We start from the raw sequence: 21807 nt of genomic DNA, 5'->3' as shown, positions 1-21807 counted from the left end.
ACCTTGATTCAGCAACGCCTATTCAACAACTGCCGCTATCGGATTGTGGGGAGAATAATCTAAAAATTCCCAGTGAAGTAACTGGGGTAAGTCAGTTTCTAACCACTGGTCAATTGTGAAATCCCAATATCTATGAGTCCCACCAGTTGAGTCGGTAGACTCATCCAGATCCCACTGAATTGTAGTTTTACCTGTCAGTTGCAACGTGCGACTGCGATCGAAGTCTAGAAAAACTAACCCAGCTAGAGGATTAATAACCAGGTTTCCCAGGGTATTAAACATACTGTTTCCAGCGTAATCGGGAATGCGAAGCGATCGCGCATTTAGAATCTGGACAAAGCCGGGATTTCCCCCGCGATGAGAGGCATCAACCCCACGAGTTGGGTGGGCGCTGGCAACAAATAGAGTATCGGCCGATCCAATCCAACGCTGCTGTTCAGGTGTTAGGGATTGTCCAAATTGTGCCTCAGAACCTTGTTTTGCAGCCGTTAAATCGAAATTCGGAACAAGCTGCCGTCGCTGAATGTACTTGGGGCAGTTGGGATAGGATTCTACAACATTTAAACGTAAGCGATCGCTTGCTTGTTGAGCGATCGCGCCATTAATCCGCCACCGACGGCGACTGGCAAGTTCGATCGCCAGCATTCCGATCTGATTTTCAGCCTGGATGTTTGCCCAGAAAGGATCGTGAGGATTAATCATAGCTTGGGTTAAGTCAAATGCGATCGCCTGCGGATCGACAGGTTTAACAAAACCAGGCAACCCAAACAACACCGATGCCCAAACTTTCTGCGCTGCATCCACACTGCCCAGAACAATCATGCGTTGCTGTTCGATGAATTTGATTGCATTTTGGACAATTGTATCCCCAATGATTTGCCCATTTTGTTGGGCTGCTATCTCTTCGCCAACCCGTTGCTGTGCGTGCAGTTCGCCTTCGTGGAAAGGGCTTTCAAGTCGCATAGATATACCCTCCAAATCTTGTTAAAACACAGAAATAATAAAATGATTTCTAGACACTAATTTGAATCAAAAACTAACCATAAAAATCCTCATCTAATATCTGCTCAACAGAAAATGGACAAACATTAGGATATTCACTTACATCAGGAATCCGCACCCCTAAAGCCGCAAATTTACCTTCCTTAATTGCTAACTTATAAGCTTGAGGATAAGCTTTATCAATCGCTTCCACAAGAAAACCTTTTAAAGAAGGTGTATCTTCTAAACTGCTCAAAACTCGTTGGCGATGTTCAATAATAGAATTATACCAACTCATTTTCATAGTATCGGGAGCATCAAATTGTACCTTCACCTTCAGCAAATGAGCCAACAAAATCATTAAATTACTTTTGAGTGCATTCTGCTCCGATTTACCCAAGCCATTCAATTCCTCAATCAAATGTTCAATATCGAGAGATTCAAATTGACGATTTTTGAGATGCTGAATCGTGGCATCAATCCAGATTTGAAAATCTTTTTCATAGAGAGGTTCAAGCATTACCATTAATCACATAATAATCGATAACTATATAATAACCTACACAACTCATTAGCATCGTCAAGCGCCCGATTGACCTGAGCAACCAAACCAGTTAAGTTAAATGGGCATCGCGAATCCGCTGCCTTACCTGAACCATCACCCCATTTACCAAGTTTTTTACCCAAAACTTATAGGTTCCGACCAAAGAAAAGCAGTGTTTTACCCCGATTGAGGGTTTAAACGAAGTATTTTGGTAAAAAACCAGGTTTCCGGGAAAATTCTTCCTTCCTGTAGTCAAGCATCGGTGAAACAACAGATTTTCTCGATCCCTGTCGGTAAATCCTGTTTTCTCTATATATATAGTGCCATAATAAATAAAGAGCGTTTAATCAATTCTCCAGTCAAAATTTCTTAACCTGTTGGTTAAATTAGATATAGCAACCGCCAAGGTGGTTAGGACATACTGGTTTTCACCAAACCCGCTTATCCTATTCCCTTCTTCCCCTAGCCCCTAGCCCCTAGCCCCTAGCCCCTAGCTATACATTTTGTTGCGAAAGTGGATTTTTTCAACTAAACGATCTAATTTGAAATTAAACAGCCCCTTAAAAACCATTAAATTCAAAGGATTTAAAATGCAGACAAAACAAGCAATTCGTTGTCCTAACTGCGGCAGTTCCGCTGCCGAACGCCACTATCATTCTACCAGCCACCTAATAGAGACTAAATGCCCTAGCTGCGACTATTTAATGATTACTTGTTCTCGCACTGGTAAAGTTGTGGAAGCCTACGCTCCCGGTCTTTATTCACGTCACTAATTTTATAGATTGTAGGGTGGGTACTGCTTAAAGAGAATTAATGCTAACAATCCTGCCCCCCTCTCCTTGTCGGAGAGAGGGGTTGGTGGAGATGTTAAACAATTTTTTGGGTAGAATTAAACAGTCTTGGTTCCAGGAAGGAGTTGCTGGTTAAGTCTTAAAATTTTAGAATGGAGAATTAAACAGCCCACTCTACCCACCATAATCTTAAACTCGCGATGCCCGTAACTGACCGCAGGCTGCATCTGCATCTAATCCGCGAGAATAGCGCACGCTAACTGCAATATGCCGCGCCTTTAAAGCCTCAACAAAAACCTTAATTCGATACTGACTTGGACGCTCGTAATCAGCTTCTGCAATCGGATTGTAAGGAATCAAATTAACATGACATTGAAAACCGCGCAAATTATCAGCTAATTCCGCAGCGTGTTCTGGCAGGTCATTCACGCCTGCTAACAGGATATATTCAACGCTCAATCTTCGGCCGGTAATCTTCACATATTCGCGGCATTCTTCCATCAATTCATCAAACCGATAATTCCGAGCGCTCGGTATTAGTTTTTCCCGCAACTTTTGATTAGAACCGTGAAGACTGACAGCGAGAGTAACTTGTAAGTGATGTTCGGCTAATAAACGGATGCGATCGCGGATTCCCACCGTCGAAATTGTAATATTTCGCTGTCCAATTCCCACATCTTCATTCAGGCACTTAACAGCCGCCACCACATTTTCCAAATTCAGTAGCGGTTCCCCCATACCCATGAATACAATATGGCTGACGCGCCGCTTAAAATCTTCTTGAACCGTTAACACCTGATCGACAATTTCATGCTTAGCTAAATGGCGCTGAAAACCACCCTTACCAGTAGCACAAAAATCGCAGGCCATCGGACAGCCAACCTGTGAAGAAACGCAAACAGTCAGACGCTTTTCTGTCGGAATACCCACAGCTTCCACAATTTGACCATCGGCTAACTTTAAAAGATATTTTACAGTTTGATCTGGAGCAACTGAGCGATGGTGAATTATTGAGCGACCGATCGGCACATTTGCCAGACTTTCGCGCCACTGTTTCGAGAAGACGGAGATTTCCGAAAGCGATCGCACGCCTTTCTCATAAATCCACTGATGTAACTGCTTAGCGCGGTAAGCAGGTTGTCCCTGCTCCTGCACCCATGCTGTTAACTCCGCAAGATTTGCGCCTAAAAGGGGCGCGGAAGAAGAGACATGGGGCGTTGGGGATTCGACAACGGGCATAGGACGGAGAAAAACTAAAAACGAACTACTACTAACTTAACTCGCTTTCACAGGACTTACGCACCCAACCACAGAAACCGGGTTTTTTGACGAAAATACTTCGCCCAGACCCACAGATGCTCTCAAAAACCGATTTCTGCGACTTCCTGCGTAAGTCCTATTTCAGTTACGCTGTTTGTTTTACGCGATCGCCCTTACACATCTAATTAACTATCAAAACTTCAGCGATTCCCACTCTTCATTTTTGGGCATTACTCGTCCCCGTGTCATCAACCACTATCCTAAAGTTCATCCGCCATCAACTAAAAATCAAGACTTACCCACGTCCAGGTCAGAAACCGGGTTTCTTTGTAGATATCTAGTTGAAAATCAGGTATTTTTCTAAGAAACCCGGTTTCTTTGTGTATTCTTTGTAGATATCTAGTTAAAAATCAGGTATTTTTCTAAGAAACCCGGTTACTTTGTCTAAGTTCTAGAAATTTGAGCGAATATTGCACTCATGTCACCGCCACAACATAAAATCAAATCTGTAGTTTCGTACAGGGTGCGCGGATCTTACAGTTTTCAACCACTATCGATTAAATTTTCATGTTGCTAAACCATCCAGCCCTACCCTTAGCCTTTCAATTTAGCTCTCCAGGCCCCATAATCTTCAGCCTGGGGCCCCTATCGATCCGATGGTACGGTCTTTTAATTGCCTCAGCAGTTTTAATTGGCGTTAACCTTTCCCAATATCTGGCCGAACGCCGCCGCATCAACCCCGAAACCATTGGCGACCTCGCGATCTGGCTAGTTGTGGGAGCGATTCCCTGTGCTAGACTCTACTACGTCCTATTTGAGTGGCAACAATACAGTCAAAATCCAGGCGATATCATTGCAATTTGGAAAGGTGGAATTGCCATCCACGGAGCTATTTTAGGCGGACTAATAGCAACTTTAATATTTTCCAAACTTCAGCAAATTTCTTTCTGGCAATTAGCAGATTTGATGGCTCCTTCTGTAATTTTAGGCCAAGCAATCGGGCGCTGGGGAAACTTCTTCAACTCCGAAGCTTTTGGAGGCCCTACAGATTTGCCCTGGAAATTGTATATACCCCCCGAACACCGCTATGGACTGCCTCAAGAATACAGACAGTTTGAGTATTTTCACCCTACTTTTCTCTACGAGTCTTTATGGAATTTAACAGTATTCGGGTTATTACTAACATTATTTTTTCAGGATTTACAGGGAAAACGCCGCCTGAAAACAGGCACGTTATTTCTAGTTTATATAGCAACCTACAGCACTGGCCGCATCTGGATTGAAGGCTTACGAACTGATAGTTTGATGTTGGGTTCGTTGCGAATTGCTCAAGTAGTAAGCTTGACAGGTATTTTTGTAGGATTGATGGGGCTAGTTTGGCTTTACTTTTTCGATCGCCCTTTGCCAGATGTTGTCTCAGTAAACCAACAGACAACCAATATTAACCGATCGCGGGATGATGCTGATACCAATAATTAAAAAAACCCTAGAGATTGGTCTCTAGGGTTCAAACCAGGGTGCATCTACCAATATTGTTTTCTGAATAAGATGCGGTTAACCCGGATCAATTACCAAAATTAGCAGAATTTTTTTGAATGAACGCGATCGATCCTACTGAGTCTCTAACACCTAGAGTTTATATAGTTGGGGCTGGCCCCGGCGACCCGGATTTATTGACAGTTAAGGCTCAAAAGTTACTGGCTAAGGCTGATGTAATTGTATTTGCCGATTCCCTGGTACCTAAGCAAATTCTACAGGGTGTCCGCCCTGATGCTGAGATTATCCAAACTGCGAATAAGACACTGGAAGAGATTTTAGCGATCGTGGTGGAACGAGTGCGATCGCAACTTTCAGTCGTCCGCCTTCACTCCGGCGATCCCAGCCTCTACAGCGCCATCCACGAGCAAATGCAAGCTTTAGCTGAAGCTGACATCCCTTTTGAGGTCATACCGGGAATTAGTGCTTTTCAGGCAGCAGCCGCTAAACTCAAAGTTGAGCTGACAATACCCGGAGAAGTACAAACTATTATTCTTACCCGGATCGGCGGCCGCACAGAAGTCCCCGAACGCGAAGAATTAGCCAGTTTAGCCGCACATCAAGCCAGTTTGTGTTTATATTTGAGTGCCCGCCACGTAGAAGAGGCTCAAGCTAAGTTAGCCAAACATTACCCCAGCGATACACCTGTAGCAATTTGTTACCGTTTAGGTTGGTCAGATGAAAAAATTTTGCTAGTTTCTCTTGACAAAATGGCAGTTAGTACCCGCGATCATAAATTAATTAGAACCACGATGTATGTAATCAGTCCAGCCTTGGGAGCAGTAGGAGGGCGATCGCGCCTTTACCATCCCGAACACACTCATCTATTCCGTCAAAAATGAGAAATTGCTAATGGCTAATTGCTAATGGCTAATGGCTAATAGCTAATGAACAACAAAGGGTTATGAGTTTTTTGAGTTAAAGATTTCATTTCACAACCCCTAAGTACCAAATCAGCAATTAGCCATTACCAATCACCAATTACCAATTACCAACCAACAACTAACAACTAACAACTAACAACAATGAGAGAATTAACCCGCAGAAAATTCATTACAATCAGCACATTAGCTGCTGGATTTGCATTAGCAGCTCACCCCATTTCTGCCACAGTTATTACCACAGATGCCACTGGTTTAATAGCAGGAGAAGTAAAAATTCCTGTTGAAGATGGTTCAATTCCAGCATATCGAGCAATGCCTGCAACGGGCAGCAATTTTCCAGTAGTATTAGTAGTGCAAGAAATCTTCGGCGTTCACGCTCATATTCAGGATATTTGCCGCCGCTTTGCCAAATTGGGTTATTTAGCGATCGCACCTGAAATGTTCGCCCGTCAAGGCGATGTTTCTAACATGACTGACATTCCAGAAATTATCAGCAAAGTTGTCTCCAAAGTTCCAGATACTCAAGTCATGTCGGATTTAGATGCAACCGTAGCTTGGGCAGAAAAATCATCAAAAGGCGACATTAACAAACTAGGAATAACAGGATTTTGTTGGGGTGGCCGCATCGTTTGGCTATACTCAGCTTACAACCCCAAAGTCAAAGCTGGTGTAGCTTGGTACGGACGTTTAATATCTCAACCAACTCCTTTAACTCCTAAACATCCGATTGATATTGCAGCCACTTTAAAAGTACCTATTTTAGGACTTTACGGTGGTAAAGATGATAATATTCCCAATGATACAGTTGAGAAAATGCGTGAGGTTCTCAAAACTGGAAGTAGCGGTTCGGAAATAGTGCTTTATCCAGATACTCCACATGGCTTTAATGCCGATTATCGCCCGACTTATCGCCAAAAAGAAGCTCAGGACGCATGGAAGCGGTTACAAGCTTGGTTTAAGCAGCATGGAGTTGCTTAAATAACGGTGATAGCGATCGCTTTTTTGTACAAAAAAGAGCGATCGCCTTTCATTTGACTGAGTTTTAAAAGGAAAATTAATAGTATATAATCAAACTACTAGCCCTTGGCGCATTGTTACTGTTTATTTTGATCGCACTCAAGGGAATCAACTATGAAAGTCCATTTTGACGAGAAACTAGATGCTCTCTATTTCCACTTAGATGATTCAAAAATAGTCGAATCAGAAGAAATTCAACCAGGTATTATCTTTGATTTTAATGACCAAAATCAAGTGGTTGGTATTGAAATTATACAAGTTAGAACTCGCATTCCTCATGCTAATTTTAAGAAAATTGAGCTCGAAGTTTCTTGATAATAAAAGAAGCGATCGCCTTTTTCATTACCTCATTTTAGAAGAAGTTGGGGAATTTGCGATCGCATACTCTTTGAGGCCCCAGAAACCGGGTTTTTTACGAAAATACTTCGCTACAGCCGATAGATTCGGTAAAAAACCCGGTTTCTTTGCCACTAACCCAGGGTTAACTTCTGGTTATTACTCACATCTAGGAAATAATTAGACGGTTGCGCCGCCATATCATTAGCAGCTACCCCCTTGACAATTCCTAAATACTCCCCACTTGCCTTAATCTTAATCGCAGTAGCAGACTCAGATGTGCCGTCATTTACCTGAATCTGAATAGATTCAAAACTGAGAGCATTATTCGCCAACCCAACTAATCCAATTTTATCACCATCAGTTAATTGAAAATCAGCAACAAGGTCTACTTCCGCAGGATTAGTAGAAGTATCGCTAGATGAATCCTTTTTCCGAGATTGAAGGACAAAAAGATCGCTACCAGCACCACCGGCTAAACTATCTTGATCGAAGTCACCAACTAACAGATCGTTTCCCTCTTCACCGAAGAGGAGATCCTTACCTTTACCGCCGCGTAAAATATCATCACCGACTCCACCGTAAAGGCTATCATCTTCATTACCACCATTGACAATATCATTGCCAGTGCTACCAAAAAGTTGGTCGTAATCTTTACCTCCCCGCAGAGAATCATCGCCGCTTCCTCCCTCAATTGTGTCATTACCTTTGTTACCATTGATATTGTCATTTAGGTCAGTACCGCGCACGTTATCGCTCCCATTCAAAGCTTGAATAGACTTGTTAGCAGCTTCGGGATAGCTAGCTAGAGCAAGATTATCATCTTTGTCTGATAAGCTAAAAAGTGTCTCACTTTCTAACTGTTTTACCTGAAATTCTGGGATTCCTGATGGATCGGTATTTGGCGGAGTTTGCGAACCTGTAAAAAAGTTGATGCGTACTGTCTCAGTAGATGTAGGAGTTGGTGTTGATACCAAAATTGGAGACGGAGAGGGAGTTGGTGTTGGTGTTGATGTTAATATTGGAGACGGAGTTGGTGTTGATACCGGAGAGGTAGTTGGTGTTGGAGTTGGTGTTAATGTTGATATTGGAGACGGAGTTGGTGTTGATATGGGAGAGGGAGTCGGTGTTGGAGTTGGTGTTGATGTTGATATTGGAGAAGGAGTTGGTGTTGATACCGGAGAGGTAGTTGGTGTTGGAGTTGGTGTTAATGTTGATACTGGAGACGGAGTTGGTGTTGATATGGGAGAGGGAGTCGGAGTCAGGGTAGTAGCGATCGGATTAACTAAAGCCATTAGTTCAAATATGTCGTACTGCGCGATAAAATCCATCGCGCCAGATCCTGGTTGATTTTTAGATTCATTAGCAAAGAAATTTTCAACCGTTAAATCCCGATCCGCTTCATATTTCCCGTCTTTATTAATGTCTACCACTAAGCTAGTGTTATTCCTCGCCATACCCACCTTGCCAACTGTTAGGCTTGTTTCTAGCTTAATTTCACCTATGAAATTTAGCTCGTCATTACCTCCTCCTTCATCCTGAATTCTTGTACCTCCAGAGGTCAAAGGTAGAGTATAAATATCGTCTCCTAGACCGCCTACGAGTAAGTCTGCTCCGCCGCCACCGTTAATGCGATCGTCACCAGCTAAGCCAGAGAGAGTATCATTGGTACTTTCGCCATTGAGAGTGTCATTGCCACCCGTTCCACTGATATTATTAAAATCTGTATCAGTAGAAAAAAATGCACCAGGGATACTATCGCTACTGCTATCATCCTCCTCCTCATCGCTGGTTTCTTCTTCAAAATCATCTTCTCCGCTTTCGATTTCACTTAATAGTTGATTGAAGATATCTTCCGAGCTAAGAGTATTAGACATAATCTCCTCTTTGCCTGTATTTGCTACAATTACGGATGCCATGCTTTACGTGCCTATGCGTGAAAAAATCAGTCAATTAATTGGGTAAAGTCGCTTGAGGCAACACTTCCCGTACCATAGATACAAGCGAGGTTTGTTTTTTCCGGTTGATTTTTATAGAATTTTTCTGTAAAAATTTTTCACGATACTTAGGACTTAGACCGCATCAACTAAAAAGATAAATTTGCAATAGCTTAGCTAGTAATAACAGAAATATGTGGTTTTTGCGTAAGTGCTGATACTTTTAAACGCTTTGGTAGGAAAAACTCTCAAAACTGCATCTAGCTAATAGGGCAATAGATATCTTGCCAAAATCTATATAATAAGTGGGTAGTAAGGATAGAGATTGGTAAACTAATCTATGTACAACCAATTCAGACAGGTGCGCCCGTGCTAGACGATAAAGCAAAACAGACAATCCTGCGTAAGATTCCTCACGGACTATACATCTGCGGCGTTAAGGACGGCGAGGAAGTGAACGGTTTCACCGCTAGCTGGGTGATGCAATCATCTTTTAAGCCTCCTCTAGTGGTGAACTGCGTTAAGCAAGATTCCAAGTCCCATGCGATGATTAAAGCCAGCGGCGTTTTTGCCTTGAGTTTCCTAGAAGCTGGACAAAAAGAACTCGCCCAGAAATTTTTCAAAGCTCAGCGGCGCGTTGGCGATAAGTTTGAGGATGTAGAATTTTATTTGGGAGAAGAAACAGGCTGTCCGATTATCTCAGATTCTCTAGGCTATATAGAGTGTAAAGTTGTTGGTGCTGTTGAACATGGCGACCACACTGTTTATGTGGGAGAAGTCGTCGCCGCAGGCGTTCATCGTGAGGGCGACCCTCTTTTACTTGAAAGCACTGGCTGGAATTATGGCGGTTAAAACATAACGCCGTCGTATCGGCGGTAAAGGCACCGCTGATACGGTGGAGCTATAAATAGAGTGGGGTAAATCCTATTTAAATTTAAATTGCTAAGTAAATCCATCTTTTTTAGATAACTAAAGCCGTCTTCCTTCTTCCTTCTTCCTTTTACTTCTTCCTTCTCTCCTAGATAACTAAATCCTTCTTCCTTCTTCCTTCTTCCTTTTACTTATTCCTCATGTCTGATAGCGATCGATATGGCAATTATTTCGTCTAAAAAACAGCCTCCCTCTCCAGAGTTACCCGAAGAGTTCACTAAACCTCCCCGCCGCCGCAAAGCTTCTAAAACTGAGCCGGAATCTCTGGTGGAACCGGAAGCCTTTGCTGATGAGGAAAGCACTAACAAGCAGGAAGAGAAAATTCGGCCTCATCGATTGGCTGATTATATTGGTCAAAAAGATTTAAAAGAGTTTTTGGCGATCGCGCTTCAAGCGGCCAAGTCCAGAAATGAACCTCTGGATCACTTATTATTGTACGGCCCGCCGGGATTGGGCAAAACTACGATGTCGCTGATTATTGCTGAGGAAATGGGTGTTAATTGCAAGATTACCACCGCCCCCGCACTGGAAAAACCGCGAGATATTGTAGGATTGCTAGTTAGTCTCAAGGCTGGAGATGTTCTTTTCCTCGATGAAATCCATCGCCTCTCGAAGGTGGCAGAAGAAATCCTTTATCCGGCGATGGAAGACTGCCGTTTAGATATTACCATCGGTCAAGGTAAGACTGCTAAAACGCGCAGCATTCCTCTGAAACCTTTTACTTTGGTGGGGGCGACTACGAAAGTGGGTTCGCTAACTGCGCCGTTGCGCGATCGCTTCGGATTTATCCAAAGATTACGTTTTTATGAAATTGATGAATTAACTTCAATTGTACTTAGAAGTGCTCAAGTTCTAGACACCCCCATCACCACAGAAGGAGCACAGGAAATTGCCCGTAGAGCTCGCGGAACTCCCCGCATTGCCAACCGCTTGCTGAGACGAGTCCGAGATTACAGCGAAGTCAAAAATTTAACACCAATTGATGCCGAAGTTGCCTCAATTTCTCTGGAACTTTTTAATGTCGATCCTTTAGGTTTAGATTGGACGGATCGGCTAATTCTCAGCAGAATGATTGAAAGTTTTAACGGCGGCCCAGTTGGTTTAGAAACTATCGCTGCGGCTACAGGTGAAGACTCCCAAACTATTGAGGAAGTTTGCGAACCTTATTTGATGCAAATTGGATTTATGCAGCGGACAAATCGCGGTAGGATCGCAACGCCTGCTGCTTGGAAACATTTGGGTTATATCGACGCGGAGGAATAGAAATGATACCGCTCTAGCTATCTTATCCCAATTTTGACTGCAACTGCGACAACATCAAACCAAACCGATGATTTTTATCAGTCCAAACTTGCAAAGGTACTAAACATCGGCGCGATAATTCTTCCTGAATTATCTTTAAGTCAAACTTCCGGGAAATTTCGCTTCTGATAGTTTCCTCCGCCTCAAATTCAACTGTCAAATTTAGACCGCGCAATTCGACAGTTTGCGATCGCCTACTCTGCAAGTGCATCTCAATTTGGTGAAATTCTTCATTATAAAAAGCCCAATGCTGAAACTGGGTCAAATCAAAATTGCCTTCAAACAGACGATTGAGATGTTGTAGCATATTCAAGTTAAATGCAGCCGTCACCCCTTGACTATCGTTATATGCTGGCTCTAAAATATCTTTAGATTTGTGAAGGTCAACGCCTAATAAAAAATACTCTCCTAGTCGCATTGCACCGACAATTTGAGAAAAGAAAATATCGCATTCTTCAGGATTGAGATTACCTAGCGTACTGCCTAAAAAACAAATCATTCGAGTTGGTAAAGGTGATGGTGTCAGCTTCGCTAAAGCTAAATCGTAAGTGCTGACAATTCCATGAACCTCAAGGGAGGGATAATCTGTCAACAGTTGATAAGCACTGCTTTCTAAAATAGTTTCACTAATATCAATTGGCAAATAACGTAAAGGATATCCTAATTGGGAATAAGCATCTAGCAAAATCCGGGTTTTAGTGGAACTGCCACTGCCTAATTCTACAATTTCAGCAGGGCCAGTTAAATGTGCGATCTGGCTAGCACATTCTTGCAAAATACTTGTCTCAGTCCTTGTTAAATAATACTCCGGCAAGTCGCAAATTAACTCAAATAGTTTCGAGCCGCGATCGTCGTAAAAATAGCGAGGTGGCAGAGATTTAGGTTGTTGACTCAAACCGTTAATGACATCACTCCCAGTCCTTTCTGAGGGTACAGAGGGAGTAACTAATTGCTCTAAGTATAGCCGTGTTTCCCAACTGTTGGCTAATTTTTCGGTCTCAGAAATTCTTGAATATTTCATAATATCTATTGCCAAAATGCTACTTTTGTGATTTTCAACTGCTGATGAAGACAGATGAACGCAAATAATATTATAAACATCTGCGCTCATCTTTGGAGCTGGGATTAAAACTATTTAGCACAGCGAAAACCTGCTATAATCTGTCGCACTCCGGGATGATACCAGTTGCGAAAACTAGAACGCAAAGCCCAGGGACGAGTTGCCCAACTGCCTCCTTTCAAAACTAGGTGTTCGCCATCAAAATAAGTTTGAGAATATCCCGGATAAGGGTAGCTTTCAAACCCCTCATAAGCATGAAACCAGGAGGATGTCCACTCCCAAACATTACCTAACATATCCCAACAGCCATAAGCACTTTTCCCCTCTGGATATGTATCTACGGGTGTAGTTTTTCCCACAGTATTGTCATGGTTGCACTGATGGGGTTGCGGTTCTTTTTCTCCCCAAGGATAGATGTTTTTAATGTTTGTATGCGAATTCCAACTAGCGGCTTTTTCCCATTCTGCTTCTGTGGGGAGTCGCTTGCCTATAAATTGACAGTAAGCTTCTGCTTCATACCAGCTAACACCGCAAACTGGATGATTATCAAAAGTTGGGTTATTTGACCAATAAAGGGGCTGGTTTACTGGGTTGTTTTGCAGCCATTCCCAGCCAGCTTTTGACCAGTATTGGGGATTTTGATAGCCGCCTACTTCTATAAAATTTCGGTATTGATTGCAGGTGACAGGGTAGGGATCTATGCAGTAGGTTTCTAAGTAATGCAGGTGGCTAGATTGCTCATTATCTAAAGCGTCAATGCCATCATTTCCCATTTCAAATTTTCCCGCCGGAATTTCAATCATGGGCGAATGAGAAGGGGATAAGTTATTGGCGATTGGTAATTTATTAATACCATCTTCTCTTTCGCCTACAGTAGATTTTAACTCATTTAAGTGCAAAAACAAATTTTCTGAATCGGGCAGTTTTATATTACCAGAAAGAGAGTTAGGTAGGGGTGTATTTAATTCATTTGATAACTGCTGTATTGCTTTTTCCTCTCTTTGCATCTGCAAGACAAAAGAAATTGTTTCGCAATGCTGACTTTCATGCTGAATTACAAATTGCCAGAGGCGTTCTTGTTCTTCTATCGGCGCTGTCTTCAAGTAATTTAATACCTGTTTTCTAACAGTATCTAAGTAACAGCATACTTCGGCAAATGTGGGCAAATAAACCCGTTCTTTTTTTGGTAAAATATCAGCAGCAAACATTTGCCGATACTTGGGAAATAAAGGCGAGATCCCTGCACATCGCTGCAATAACCACAATTCTTCGGTGTAGGCAATGTGACCGAGATGCCAGCCGACAGGACTGAATTCTGAATGTGCTTGGCGACAAAAAGTATCCCAATCTATGCCATCAAATAATTGTAAAGTACCGAGGCGACATCGATGCAAAGCGAGTGCGATCGCTTCTCTACGAAATTGTACGGATGTTGATATCAAAGTCTTTTCCTACACTGATAATACTTTGTTCGGGACAAGAATGCCAATTTCCAGCAAATAGAGGTTCAGAAGCAATGATGACAGCTTCCGGGAAAGTTGGATCGTCCCGTAGCCAATACAAGGAGGGAGGCGTATTTCCAAAGGCAAAGCGAGAAGCTACTAGCTGGGAACCATCACTGATGATGACATTAGCTGAAAGTTCTATTCCTTGTTTACTCAAGGGAAATGTGGGGGGATTTGCCATTTCTGCTAGAATAGTTAATGTCTTGTATAAGGCATCTTCTAGGCTTAAACTATTGTTCTCTCTCAATTCGTTAAACAAGGCGAATATATGCTCTGAATCTGTTGTGCCGTCAATAGATTGGTAGACTCGATCGCTTAGGAGATTGCGAATTGGTCTGTAGAGTGTTTGCCGAAAATGTTTAATTGCACCATTATGGACGAATAGGATGCGATCGCGCACAAATGGCTGGCAGTTACTCAAATCTAAAGTTTGACCCGCAGTGGCGCTGCGGACGTAAGCTAGTATGGAGTTTGATTCAACGTAACGACTGAGGCTGGAAATGTTGACTTCATTCCAGATAGGAACTGTACTCTTGTAAGTAAATGGGTCAGTTTCCTGCTGTGGGTGATGCCAACCTACACCAAAACCATCGGCGTTGAGTAAACCTGATGTCATCTCACGGGGTTGATAACTTTGGATAATCAGCGAATGTTCCGGTTTACACAGGATGCGATCGAGTAGAATAGATGGGCCGAGGTAGCCGAGTAAGCGGCACATGAGCAAATTTTAGTTAGGAATCCAAATCACATTTTAAACTATAGCGTTCTTCAATCTTAATGGCTAATGGCTAATGGCTAATGGCTAATGGCTAATGGCTAATGGCTAAATTGCTAATCTCTCCTACTTACCTTCCCCATCCTCCCTATCTCCCCCTCTTCCTCTCTCTTTCCCTAGTCCCTAGCCCCTAGCCCCTAGCCCCTTCTTTTATAATGGCTAATTACTACTTAAGGTTAATACCTAATCAATTAAAGTTGTGATAAAATGGAAGGTTAAAGGATGTCTGAACTCAGACAAAATATAATTACCAGAGATTGGGTAATCATCGCTACTGAAAGGGCAAGAAGACCAGACCAATTTGCCCTACCAATCAAAAACTTAAAACCCTTGTCTCCCCATCAGATTGATTGCCCCTTTTGTGTAGGTAATGAGGAGGATGGGACATTTGAAGCATTCCGCTTGTGCGATCGCAACGGGTGGAAAGTAAGGGCAATTCTCAATAAATTTCCCGCTTTATCGCCCACCCAAGCACGAGTTAGGATATCAGATGGAATTCACCGCACTATGTCGGGAATGGGATATCATGAAGTGATTGTCGAACATCCCCGCCACGACTTAACTACTGCTTTATTAGATGTTGAAGATATAGCTAATATCCTCTTAGTTTACCGCCAGCGATATTCACAAATCAGGCAAGATAGCCGCATTGAGACAATTATTATCTTTAAAAATCACGGCGAAAGTGCAGGCACTTCTCTAGAACATCCCCACTCACAAATAGCCGCTACACCAGTTGTACCTTACCAATTTCGCACTCGCATTGACGAAGCAATTAGATATTTTGACGATACAGGAGAATGTCTATTTTGTCAAACTTTACAAGACGAATTAACCGCAAAAGAAAGAATAATTGTTGAAAGCGAATATTTTGTCGCTTTTATTCCCTACGCCGCACTTTCGCCTTTTCATACTTGGATTTTTCCGCGTCGTCATTCCTCTTCATTTGATGATATTACCGATGAGGAAATTGGCGACCTCGCCTCTACTATGAAAACTATACTTGCTAAGCTTTATCATGGATTAAATAATCCCGACTATAATTATACTATCCGCTCTGTACCAACAGGGGAAATGGGGACAAAATATTTTCATTGGTATATCGCTATTGTTCCCAGAGTTTCCAGGCAAGCGGGGTTTGAGTTAGGCAGCGGAATGTATATCAACACGGCATTACCAGAAGAGAGCGCAAGTTTCTTGCGCTCGGTGGAAATACCTTTTGATTAGGAATTCTGGCGTTTAGATTTCAGCCTTTCAATCCTGCTAGACTAGGGCAAATTGCTTGAAAAAATCTTCTTGGGGAAGGATTTCAAAAGATTCCCTTGTTGTCAGTGCCTGATTCCCAATTGCAACGGGTCTGACAATTGATGTATTTAACAACGGATGAGGTAAATCTGCATTGGGCCCACGTAGCAGATCGAGTGAGAGGGAATCTAGTGTGCCTGCCAATCCGAATGCTTCGGCATTATTCAGAATTGTAGTCGTTAAATTCTGACTGACATTATCATAGAAGTCGTTAGGATTGGGATAATTCGTCAGATAATCTTCGGCAAAATTAGCCAGGGGCCTAATATCAGGAAAGACTTCTAAATTATCAACAAAATTCAGAGTGAGGGTCCCATCGGCAACAGTTCCTCCCTGCACGGGTAGTAACAAATCTTCCAATTCTAATTTGGTAATTTGCTGGTTATTTCCGGCTGAATTTTGGATGTTTTGACTGACAAAGTTATAGGGTAAAGTAGCAATGGGGGCCCGGTTTAGTTCGATGGATACGGAGTCCATTATTCCTGCTAGGCCTAATTCTGCGGCATTATCAACAATCGCTTCCGTCAAATTCTTGTTGACATTTTCATAGAAATCGTTAGGATTGGGATAATTGATCAGAAAGGATTTGACAAAGTTGGTCGCCGGGACAATATCAGGAAACGTTCCTACACCGTTTACGTAATCGATGGCCAGCAAAACATCGTTCACTATTCCGCCTTGAACGGGTATAAACAAATCTTTAATTTCCAGATTTACAACGTGGTCGAAACCCTCTCCCGGACTACTGATTGATTTACTCACGAACGGATGAGGTAAAGCTGCATTAGGGCCACGTTCTAGTTCAACGGAAATAGAATCTAGTGCGCCTGCCAATCCGAATGCTCCAGCATTATTAACAATTGTAGCCGTTAAATTCTGACTGACATTTTCATAGAAGTCGTTAGGATTGGCATAAGTGGTAAGATAACTTCGAGTGAAGTTAGCCAGAGGAGTCATATCGGGGAAGGCTGCTAAATTATCAACAAAATCAAGATTAATTGTCGCATTAGCAACAGTTCCTCCCTGGATGGGAATCACAAGATTTTTGATTTCTAATTGTGTAAGCTGATCCGTATTGCCAGTTGCATTTTCTATGCTTTGACTGGTAAAGGGATAAGGTAAAGTTCTAATGGGTTCACGGTTCATTTCAACTGATACGGACTCCATTGTTTGTGCCAGTCCCAATCCTGGGGCATTATTAAAAATCGCTGCCGTCAAATTCTTGCTGACATTTTCATAGAAATCATTAGGGTTGGGATAATTGCTCAAAAAGGATTTAGCAAAGTCAGTCACCGGGACTATATTGGCAAAGTTTGTCACCCCGTTAAATGGCTTGATATTAATGACAACATCATTCACTATTCCGCCTTGAACGGGCACGAAAAAATTTTCAAGTTCAATGCGTTGAACATGGTCTAAACTAAGCATGACTGTTAATTTTAGTAATGACCTGATGCCTGGAATTTAACATTAAGATAATTCCAAGTCAATACCTATCGTCCAATTTTTTTGTTAAGAAATATTAAATGATTAAAATAATAGACCTACTGAAGAGAGGAAAACATTTTCATGCTTATCATACATTAATCCAGCGATGCCAGGGCTTAAATAGAACTTATCCCTTGATGGCTAATGGCTAAATCTAGCTAGTGCTTTTCGTTTTCAGAAAACTATTTAATTCCGCAAAAGTGCTGCCATAAGTAATAGTAGGATGCTCGTAACCTTTCAAATCAACGGCATACTGCTTGAAAACGTTGCTTCCTCCCAACTCCGAGAGGTATTTGTAAGTCGTCTCTCCTAGAGCAATATCTTTACCAATTTGCTTCGTGCAAGATTCTAGGCGAAAAGCTGCATTGACAGTATCTCCGAGAGCCGTATAATCTGAGCGATCGCTACTACCAGCATTTCCCACCATCGCATAACCCGTATTAATTCCCGCTCCCACTCGCAAAGGAAAGGGAAGGGGATAACGACTGCTAAGTTCATCTGTAGCCTTATGAAGTTGACTTAGAGCTTGACAAATTCGCAGCATCTCATCCTGGCTAACGCCGTTAGCCTTGTGAAACCAGACAGCCATGATCGCATCGCCAATGTATTTGTCTACCCAACTACCATGCTCGCGGATAATTTGCCCTGCTTGGCGGAACCAACTACCGATCACTTCTGAGAGAATAGTTTCGTCGAGTTGCCTAGTCAAAACAGTAAAATCTCGGATATCCATTACCATCACCGAGATCAGACTGCGAACCGTCAAAGTAGCAGTAAAATCTTCAGAATCAGCCTCGATTAAGGGGCCACTAAGGCGATTGGTAGGGGGACAGTTAAACTCCAGTTCAGTTTGACCAAAGACTAGGCGATCGCTATTCTTCAAAGTTACAGGAATACTCACCCGCCGCCCATTGACAAAAGAGCCATTACGACTGCCCAGATCGATCAGGTAAAACTCTCCTGTTTCCATCCGTTGTAACATCGCGTGGCTGCGGGAAATCCACCGATCGCTTAACACGAAATTATTATCATCGCTCCGCCCAATAGTCCAGCAATTGCTGCCCACCAGAGGTAGATAGCGATTGCCCGCATCAGTGCGAAGTACCAAATGAGGAGTGGGTTGTAACGTCACCACAGGCCCTAAAAAATGCCTCAATAGCTGTTCAGATATGCTAATTTACAGCTTGACACTCTCCGGTCTAAAGACACGGGGATTCTTAAGGAAAAACTTTGGGGGATGAATCCGCCTCAAGTTTGATGCTTAAAGGGTTTGTCAATAAGCCCCTACCCGCAGTCTCAATTATTGAGTCTGCGGCTACTTTTGCTTTGCAGATGATGTTTGCTGCACCGTTAACGTCTGCATTCAAGATTAAGCCCGCTTTATGACGGTATAAACCTCGCTTGATTCGTTTCCCTGATGGTTGCCAACTGTCGGGTTTTTCACCAAATGCGGCTGGCCGTAAATCTCGGTCTAAAAAACTGGTTTTCGAGCTGTAATCTTCCTCTTGGGCTACGAATCGCCACCCCCTCAATTCGCATTCTTGCTGCCATCTTTCTTTGACTTTAGCTATCGGTATTTGCACAAAATTTTGATTACTCTTAACCCCCATTTTTACTTCTGGTTTTTGCCCCTTAGCAAAATGCTCTTTTCTTTTGTTTCCCAGGGGCAACCCGACTTTATTACCCACAACTTTTAGAACTTGATTGGGATAAGAAAGTAGTTGCTCAACTATTGTCCGATCGTTTCCCCTTAAATGCCCAATATCTTTTTGTACTGCGTACACTTTGTTTCACCTCGGTAGTTGAGCCTGTCGAAACTCCGTTAACTAACTTTACCATATTTGGCAAATATCTCACTGAGAGACTAAAGCCTCCTCTTGCCTTTCATCTCTGGACTAAAGTTTGAGGGTAGAGGGCTATTTTTTATAATTTCAAGCTACCAGATCCGGCCGGGGTTGCTTGAGTCGCTTATACCCTACAGCGCTTTTCCCGTAAGTATTGCACCATATAATCTTCGCGACTCCCGCATTGGGTTGATTAGCCCCCTAAATTTTAGCCGACTAACCTGCTCGGATGAGATTCCTGGCAGAGTTTTGTATAGGATTCTAGAGCATATATCTAGATTCTGGCACTCAGCCGATTTTAGATTTTAGATTAGCCCAGAGCCTAAAGTCTCTAGGTCTATCAGTAGATTTTAGATTTTAGATTTATTCCACAGTTTAAACTAGCGGAGCATACCCGAAAGTCTACAATCTAGAGGCTAAAATCTCAAATTGTTGGCTCAGTAAAAGACGGGCAATTTTCAGTTTACCGAAGCGGCCAGCAAAAATAGACTATCTACCAGAATTGTACCCAATACTGCTCCTGAAAATGCCCACCAGTGAGGTTTGCCGAAGCGTAAAGGGAAAAGGCCCACAGTTAAGAGCACTCCGACTAAGAAAATCGCACAGCTAACTCCCCAAGGGGTACGCACAACGGCGATCGCACTTTGAAAAATTGGCATTGCTAAGGATATGTCTACCTGCATTAACTGTCGCCAGTGGGGAATTAACCCTGTCAGGTAAAAATATCCATCTGTTACTGCTGTACCAAAGAGAGAACCTAGATAAAACCAGTTTCCCACTTTTCCCCACTCGCGCCTCAAACACCAAATTGCTAAAGGTACTAAGGCCCCTTCGACTGGTAAGTGCCAAAGTGGTTCCCAGCGCAACCAACCCCAATAAATGCCTCCCGTCAACCAACTCCAAGTGAATCCTAGCAGTAAGTCTCCCCAAAGCCAAGTTGAAGGGTTTTTGAGTAGCTTGAAGGCGATCGCCAGCCAGCCTACTGTCATTGTCAAGCTTACCACTGGCATCTGCCGGACTAGCGGTGCTTGGAAAAATACGGGCACTGTCACCAGGAAAACAGCAGCCCCAAATATTAACCAGGTTGTGCTAAATCTGAGCTTGCCTAAAAAAAATGTGGAAAAATGGCTGTCGCGATCGCTCGCGGCGGTAGAAGTGAACTCAGACAAAGTTTCGTTAAACAAGGTATCGTTAAGATTCTTTACTTAAGTTAATCTTTTTGAAGATATCACAAAAACTTTACCTTCTTTTCTCTCCCTTCTTACCCTAGCCCCTAGTCCCTAGCCCCTAGCCCCTAGCCCCCAGTCCCTAGCCGCCTTAGCGGTTAATATATCAAGGCTTGACAGGTGCTAGAGTGGTAGCCGCCGCTCGTCTTAGACGGCAAATGACCATAATGACTAGGAACTCAGAGAATGATTGCTAATCTTAATGTGCTTTTAGCTCAAGCACCCATCGATACCCCTGCTGTACAACCACAGATCGATATTTTACAGGCGATCGTTTTAGGAATAGTGCAAGGGTTAACAGAGTTTTTGCCCATCAGTAGCAGCGGCCATTTGAAGATAGTACCCCTGGTACTGGGTTGGGGCGATCCCGGCGTTGCCTATACTGCTGTAATTCAGTTGGGTAGCATCGCTGCGGTGCTATGGTATTTTTGGGAAGACTTGACAAATATTAGTATTGGTGCATATAAAGCTATAATTCGATCTGAATACGATTCCCAAGATTTTCGCTTGGCAGTAGGGATTGGTTTAGGAACCCTACCAATTTTATTTTTCGGAGTGTTAATTAAGGTATTGATTAAAGACTATGATAATTCACCTCTAAGGAGTGTGGCAGCAATAGGAATTGCTTCTATTATCATGTCGCTGCTATTGGCAATAGCAGAAAAAATTGGTAAGCGTCGGCGCACCTTTGAGAAATTAACTGTATTCGATGGTATTGTAATGGGATTAGCCCAGGCAATCGCCTTAATTCCTGGTGTTTCTCGCTCTGGTTCCACATTGACAGCAGGGTTATTTCTGGGGTTAGAAAGAGGGGCCGCAGCACGGTTTTCTTTCTTGTTAGGAATTCCGGCAATTACGTTAGCTGGATTAATTGAGTTAAAAAGTGCTTTAGGAGAGGGAATAGGTCAGGCTGGATTAATTTCTGTGGTGGTTGGAACGGTATCAGCGGCGGTGTTTTCTTATCTGGCTATTGCCTGGTTGTTGAAATTTCTGCAAACTCAGAATACCTGGATTTTTGTTTGGTATCGGCTAGCTTTTGGAACTGCTATTTTGTGCGCGATTGCTGGTGGAGCGTTAAAAAATTCT

The 21807-nt window shown here is 42.8% G+C and carries 20 protein-coding genes; 9 read left to right on the top strand and 11 right to left on the bottom strand.

Features of this window, described 5'->3' with window-relative positions:
• Window positions 1-18: 18 nt before the first annotated feature.
• Window positions 19-963 carry a pyridoxamine 5'-phosphate oxidase family protein gene (locus tag OSCI_RS13225; RefSeq protein WP_007355476.1) on the bottom strand — a complete coding sequence of 315 codons (945 nt, stop codon included), beginning with the start codon at window positions 961-963 and terminating at the stop codon, window positions 19-21.
• Between the two features lie 73 nt (window positions 964-1036).
• The gene (locus OSCI_RS13220) at window positions 1037-1501 is read right to left on the bottom strand and encodes a DUF29 domain-containing protein (protein WP_007355475.1); all 465 of its coding nucleotides are present in this window, start codon (window positions 1499-1501) and stop codon (window positions 1037-1039) included.
• 614 nt (window positions 1502-2115) lie between these two features.
• Between OSCI_RS13220 and OSCI_RS28475 the strand changes: the two genes are divergently transcribed.
• Entirely contained in the window at window positions 2116-2298 is a 183-nt protein-coding gene (locus tag OSCI_RS28475; RefSeq protein WP_071592442.1) for a replication restart DNA helicase PriA, read from the top strand.
• Window positions 2299-2505: 207 nt separating this feature from the next.
• Here OSCI_RS28475 and rlmN read toward each other — a convergent pair whose 3' ends face one another.
• Complete coding sequence (rlmN, locus tag OSCI_RS13215; protein WP_007355472.1) at window positions 2506-3555, bottom strand: 23S rRNA (adenine(2503)-C(2))-methyltransferase RlmN; 1050 nt, start codon at window positions 3553-3555, stop codon at window positions 2506-2508.
• 588 nt (window positions 3556-4143) lie between these two features.
• On the opposite strand from rlmN, the gene lgt reads away from it, so the two are divergent.
• The 4 genes from lgt to OSCI_RS13195 all read left to right on the top strand — a co-directional run bounded on the left by lgt (window position 4144) and on the right by OSCI_RS13195 (window position 7328).
• Window positions 4144-5055, top strand: a complete 912-nt coding sequence (gene lgt, locus OSCI_RS13210; RefSeq protein WP_007355470.1) for a prolipoprotein diacylglyceryl transferase — start codon at window positions 4144-4146, stop codon at window positions 5053-5055.
• A 116-nt stretch (window positions 5056-5171) separates the two neighbouring features.
• Window positions 5172-5954: a precorrin-4 C(11)-methyltransferase gene (cobM, locus tag OSCI_RS13205; protein ID WP_007355469.1), complete on the top strand. Its 783-nt coding sequence runs from the start codon at window positions 5172-5174 to the stop codon at window positions 5952-5954.
• Between the two features lie 183 nt (window positions 5955-6137).
• Entirely contained in the window at window positions 6138-6974 is an 837-nt protein-coding gene (locus OSCI_RS13200; protein WP_007355468.1) for a dienelactone hydrolase family protein, read from the top strand.
• A 153-nt stretch (window positions 6975-7127) separates the two neighbouring features.
• Complete coding sequence (locus OSCI_RS13195) at window positions 7128-7328, top strand: DUF2283 domain-containing protein (RefSeq protein WP_007355467.1); 201 nt, start codon at window positions 7128-7130, stop codon at window positions 7326-7328.
• Window positions 7329-7483: 155 nt separating this feature from the next.
• Here the strand turns inward: OSCI_RS13195 and OSCI_RS13190 are convergent, their stop codons facing one another.
• Window positions 7484-9268 (bottom strand): calcium-binding protein, encoded by a 1785-nt coding sequence (locus tag OSCI_RS13190; protein WP_007355466.1) that lies wholly within the window; start codon window positions 9266-9268, stop codon window positions 7484-7486.
• A 387-nt stretch (window positions 9269-9655) separates the two neighbouring features.
• On the opposite strand from OSCI_RS13190, the gene OSCI_RS13185 reads away from it, so the two are divergent.
• Entirely contained in the window at window positions 9656-10138 is a 483-nt protein-coding gene (locus OSCI_RS13185; protein ID WP_007355465.1) for a flavin reductase family protein, read from the top strand.
• A gap of 237 nt (window positions 10139-10375) precedes the next feature.
• Window positions 10376-11479 (top strand): Holliday junction branch migration DNA helicase RuvB, encoded by a 1104-nt coding sequence (gene ruvB / locus OSCI_RS13180; protein WP_007355464.1) that lies wholly within the window; start codon window positions 10376-10378, stop codon window positions 11477-11479.
• 22 nt (window positions 11480-11501) lie between these two features.
• Here the strand turns inward: ruvB and egtD are convergent, their stop codons facing one another.
• From egtD to egtC, 3 genes are read right to left on the bottom strand one after another with little or no spacing between them, the layout of a single operon-like run.
• Window positions 11502-12629, bottom strand: coding sequence for an L-histidine N(alpha)-methyltransferase (gene egtD, locus OSCI_RS13175; RefSeq protein ID WP_007355463.1), 1128 nt, complete (start codon window positions 12627-12629; stop codon window positions 11502-11504).
• Between the two features lie 20 nt (window positions 12630-12649).
• Window positions 12650-14020 (bottom strand): SUMF1/EgtB/PvdO family nonheme iron enzyme, encoded by a 1371-nt coding sequence (locus tag OSCI_RS13170; RefSeq protein WP_007355462.1) that lies wholly within the window; start codon window positions 14018-14020, stop codon window positions 12650-12652.
• On the bottom strand, window positions 13992-14801 hold the full coding sequence (gene egtC / locus OSCI_RS13165; RefSeq protein WP_007355461.1) for an ergothioneine biosynthesis protein EgtC: 810 nt from the start codon (window positions 14799-14801) through the stop codon (window positions 13992-13994). The genes OSCI_RS13170 and egtC overlap by 29 nt, the downstream gene beginning before the upstream one ends.
• Window positions 14802-15080: 279 nt before the next feature.
• On the opposite strand from egtC, the gene galT reads away from it, so the two are divergent.
• Complete coding sequence (galT, locus tag OSCI_RS13160; RefSeq protein ID WP_007355460.1) at window positions 15081-16085, top strand: galactose-1-phosphate uridylyltransferase; 1005 nt, start codon at window positions 15081-15083, stop codon at window positions 16083-16085.
• A 36-nt stretch (window positions 16086-16121) separates the two neighbouring features.
• Here the strand turns inward: galT and OSCI_RS13155 are convergent, their stop codons facing one another.
• The 4 genes from OSCI_RS13155 to OSCI_RS13140 form a co-directional block, all read right to left on the bottom strand.
• Entirely contained in the window at window positions 16122-17591 is a 1470-nt protein-coding gene (locus OSCI_RS13155) for a hypothetical protein (protein WP_007355459.1), read from the bottom strand.
• Between the two features lie 214 nt (window positions 17592-17805).
• Entirely contained in the window at window positions 17806-18786 is a 981-nt protein-coding gene (locus tag OSCI_RS13150) for an adenylate/guanylate cyclase domain-containing protein (RefSeq protein ID WP_007355458.1), read from the bottom strand.
• Window positions 18787-18868: 82 nt separating this feature from the next.
• Entirely contained in the window at window positions 18869-19435 is a 567-nt protein-coding gene (locus OSCI_RS13145; protein WP_007355457.1) for a hypothetical protein, read from the bottom strand.
• 518 nt (window positions 19436-19953) lie between these two features.
• The gene (locus OSCI_RS13140; RefSeq protein ID WP_007355455.1) at window positions 19954-20679 is read right to left on the bottom strand and encodes a DUF3120 domain-containing protein; all 726 of its coding nucleotides are present in this window, start codon (window positions 20677-20679) and stop codon (window positions 19954-19956) included.
• A gap of 228 nt (window positions 20680-20907) precedes the next feature.
• On the opposite strand from OSCI_RS13140, the gene OSCI_RS13135 reads away from it, so the two are divergent.
• The coding region (locus OSCI_RS13135; RefSeq protein WP_039962271.1) for an undecaprenyl-diphosphate phosphatase at window positions 20908-21807 on the top strand (900 nt) is incomplete at its 3' end.

This window comes from Kamptonema sp. PCC 6506 (genome assembly GCF_000180455.1).
GTDB classification, from domain to species: domain Bacteria; phylum Cyanobacteriota; class Cyanobacteriia; order Cyanobacteriales; family Microcoleaceae; genus Kamptonema; species Kamptonema formosum.
The sequence above is the reverse complement of the archived record's forward strand: the minus strand, read 5'-3'. Positions and strand labels throughout refer to the sequence as shown.

What these genes read in the sequence shown, in the direction of transcription:
- OSCI_RS13225 (WP_007355476.1), bottom strand. Translation starts at nt 963, where the DNA reads ATGCGACTTGAAAGCCCTTTCCACGAAGGCGAACTGCACGCACAGCAA.
- OSCI_RS13220 (WP_007355475.1), bottom strand. Translation starts at nt 1,501, where the DNA reads ATGCTTGAACCTCTCTATGAAAAAGATTTTCAAATCTGGATTGATGCC.
- OSCI_RS28475 (WP_071592442.1), top strand. Translation starts at nt 2,116, where the DNA reads ATGCAGACAAAACAAGCAATTCGTTGTCCTAACTGCGGCAGTTCCGCT.
- rlmN (WP_007355472.1), bottom strand. Translation starts at nt 3,555, where the DNA reads ATGCCCGTTGTCGAATCCCCAACGCCCCATGTCTCTTCTTCCGCGCCC.
- lgt (WP_007355470.1), top strand. Translation starts at nt 4,144, where the DNA reads ATGTTGCTAAACCATCCAGCCCTACCCTTAGCCTTTCAATTTAGCTCT.
- cobM (WP_007355469.1), top strand. Translation starts at nt 5,172, where the DNA reads ATGAACGCGATCGATCCTACTGAGTCTCTAACACCTAGAGTTTATATA.
- OSCI_RS13200 (WP_007355468.1), top strand. Translation starts at nt 6,138, where the DNA reads ATGAGAGAATTAACCCGCAGAAAATTCATTACAATCAGCACATTAGCT.
- OSCI_RS13195 (WP_007355467.1), top strand. Translation starts at nt 7,128, where the DNA reads ATGAAAGTCCATTTTGACGAGAAACTAGATGCTCTCTATTTCCACTTA.
- OSCI_RS13190 (WP_007355466.1), bottom strand. Translation starts at nt 9,268, where the DNA reads ATGGCATCCGTAATTGTAGCAAATACAGGCAAAGAGGAGATTATGTCT.
- ruvB (WP_007355464.1), top strand. Translation starts at nt 10,376, where the DNA reads ATGGCAATTATTTCGTCTAAAAAACAGCCTCCCTCTCCAGAGTTACCC.
- egtD (WP_007355463.1), bottom strand. Translation starts at nt 12,629, where the DNA reads ATGAGCGCAGATGTTTATAATATTATTTGCGTTCATCTGTCTTCATCA.
- egtC (WP_007355461.1), bottom strand. Translation starts at nt 14,801, where the DNA reads ATGTGCCGCTTACTCGGCTACCTCGGCCCATCTATTCTACTCGATCGC.
- galT (WP_007355460.1), top strand. Translation starts at nt 15,081, where the DNA reads ATGTCTGAACTCAGACAAAATATAATTACCAGAGATTGGGTAATCATC.
- OSCI_RS13155 (WP_007355459.1), bottom strand. Translation starts at nt 17,591, where the DNA reads ATGCTTAGTTTAGACCATGTTCAACGCATTGAACTTGAAAATTTTTTC.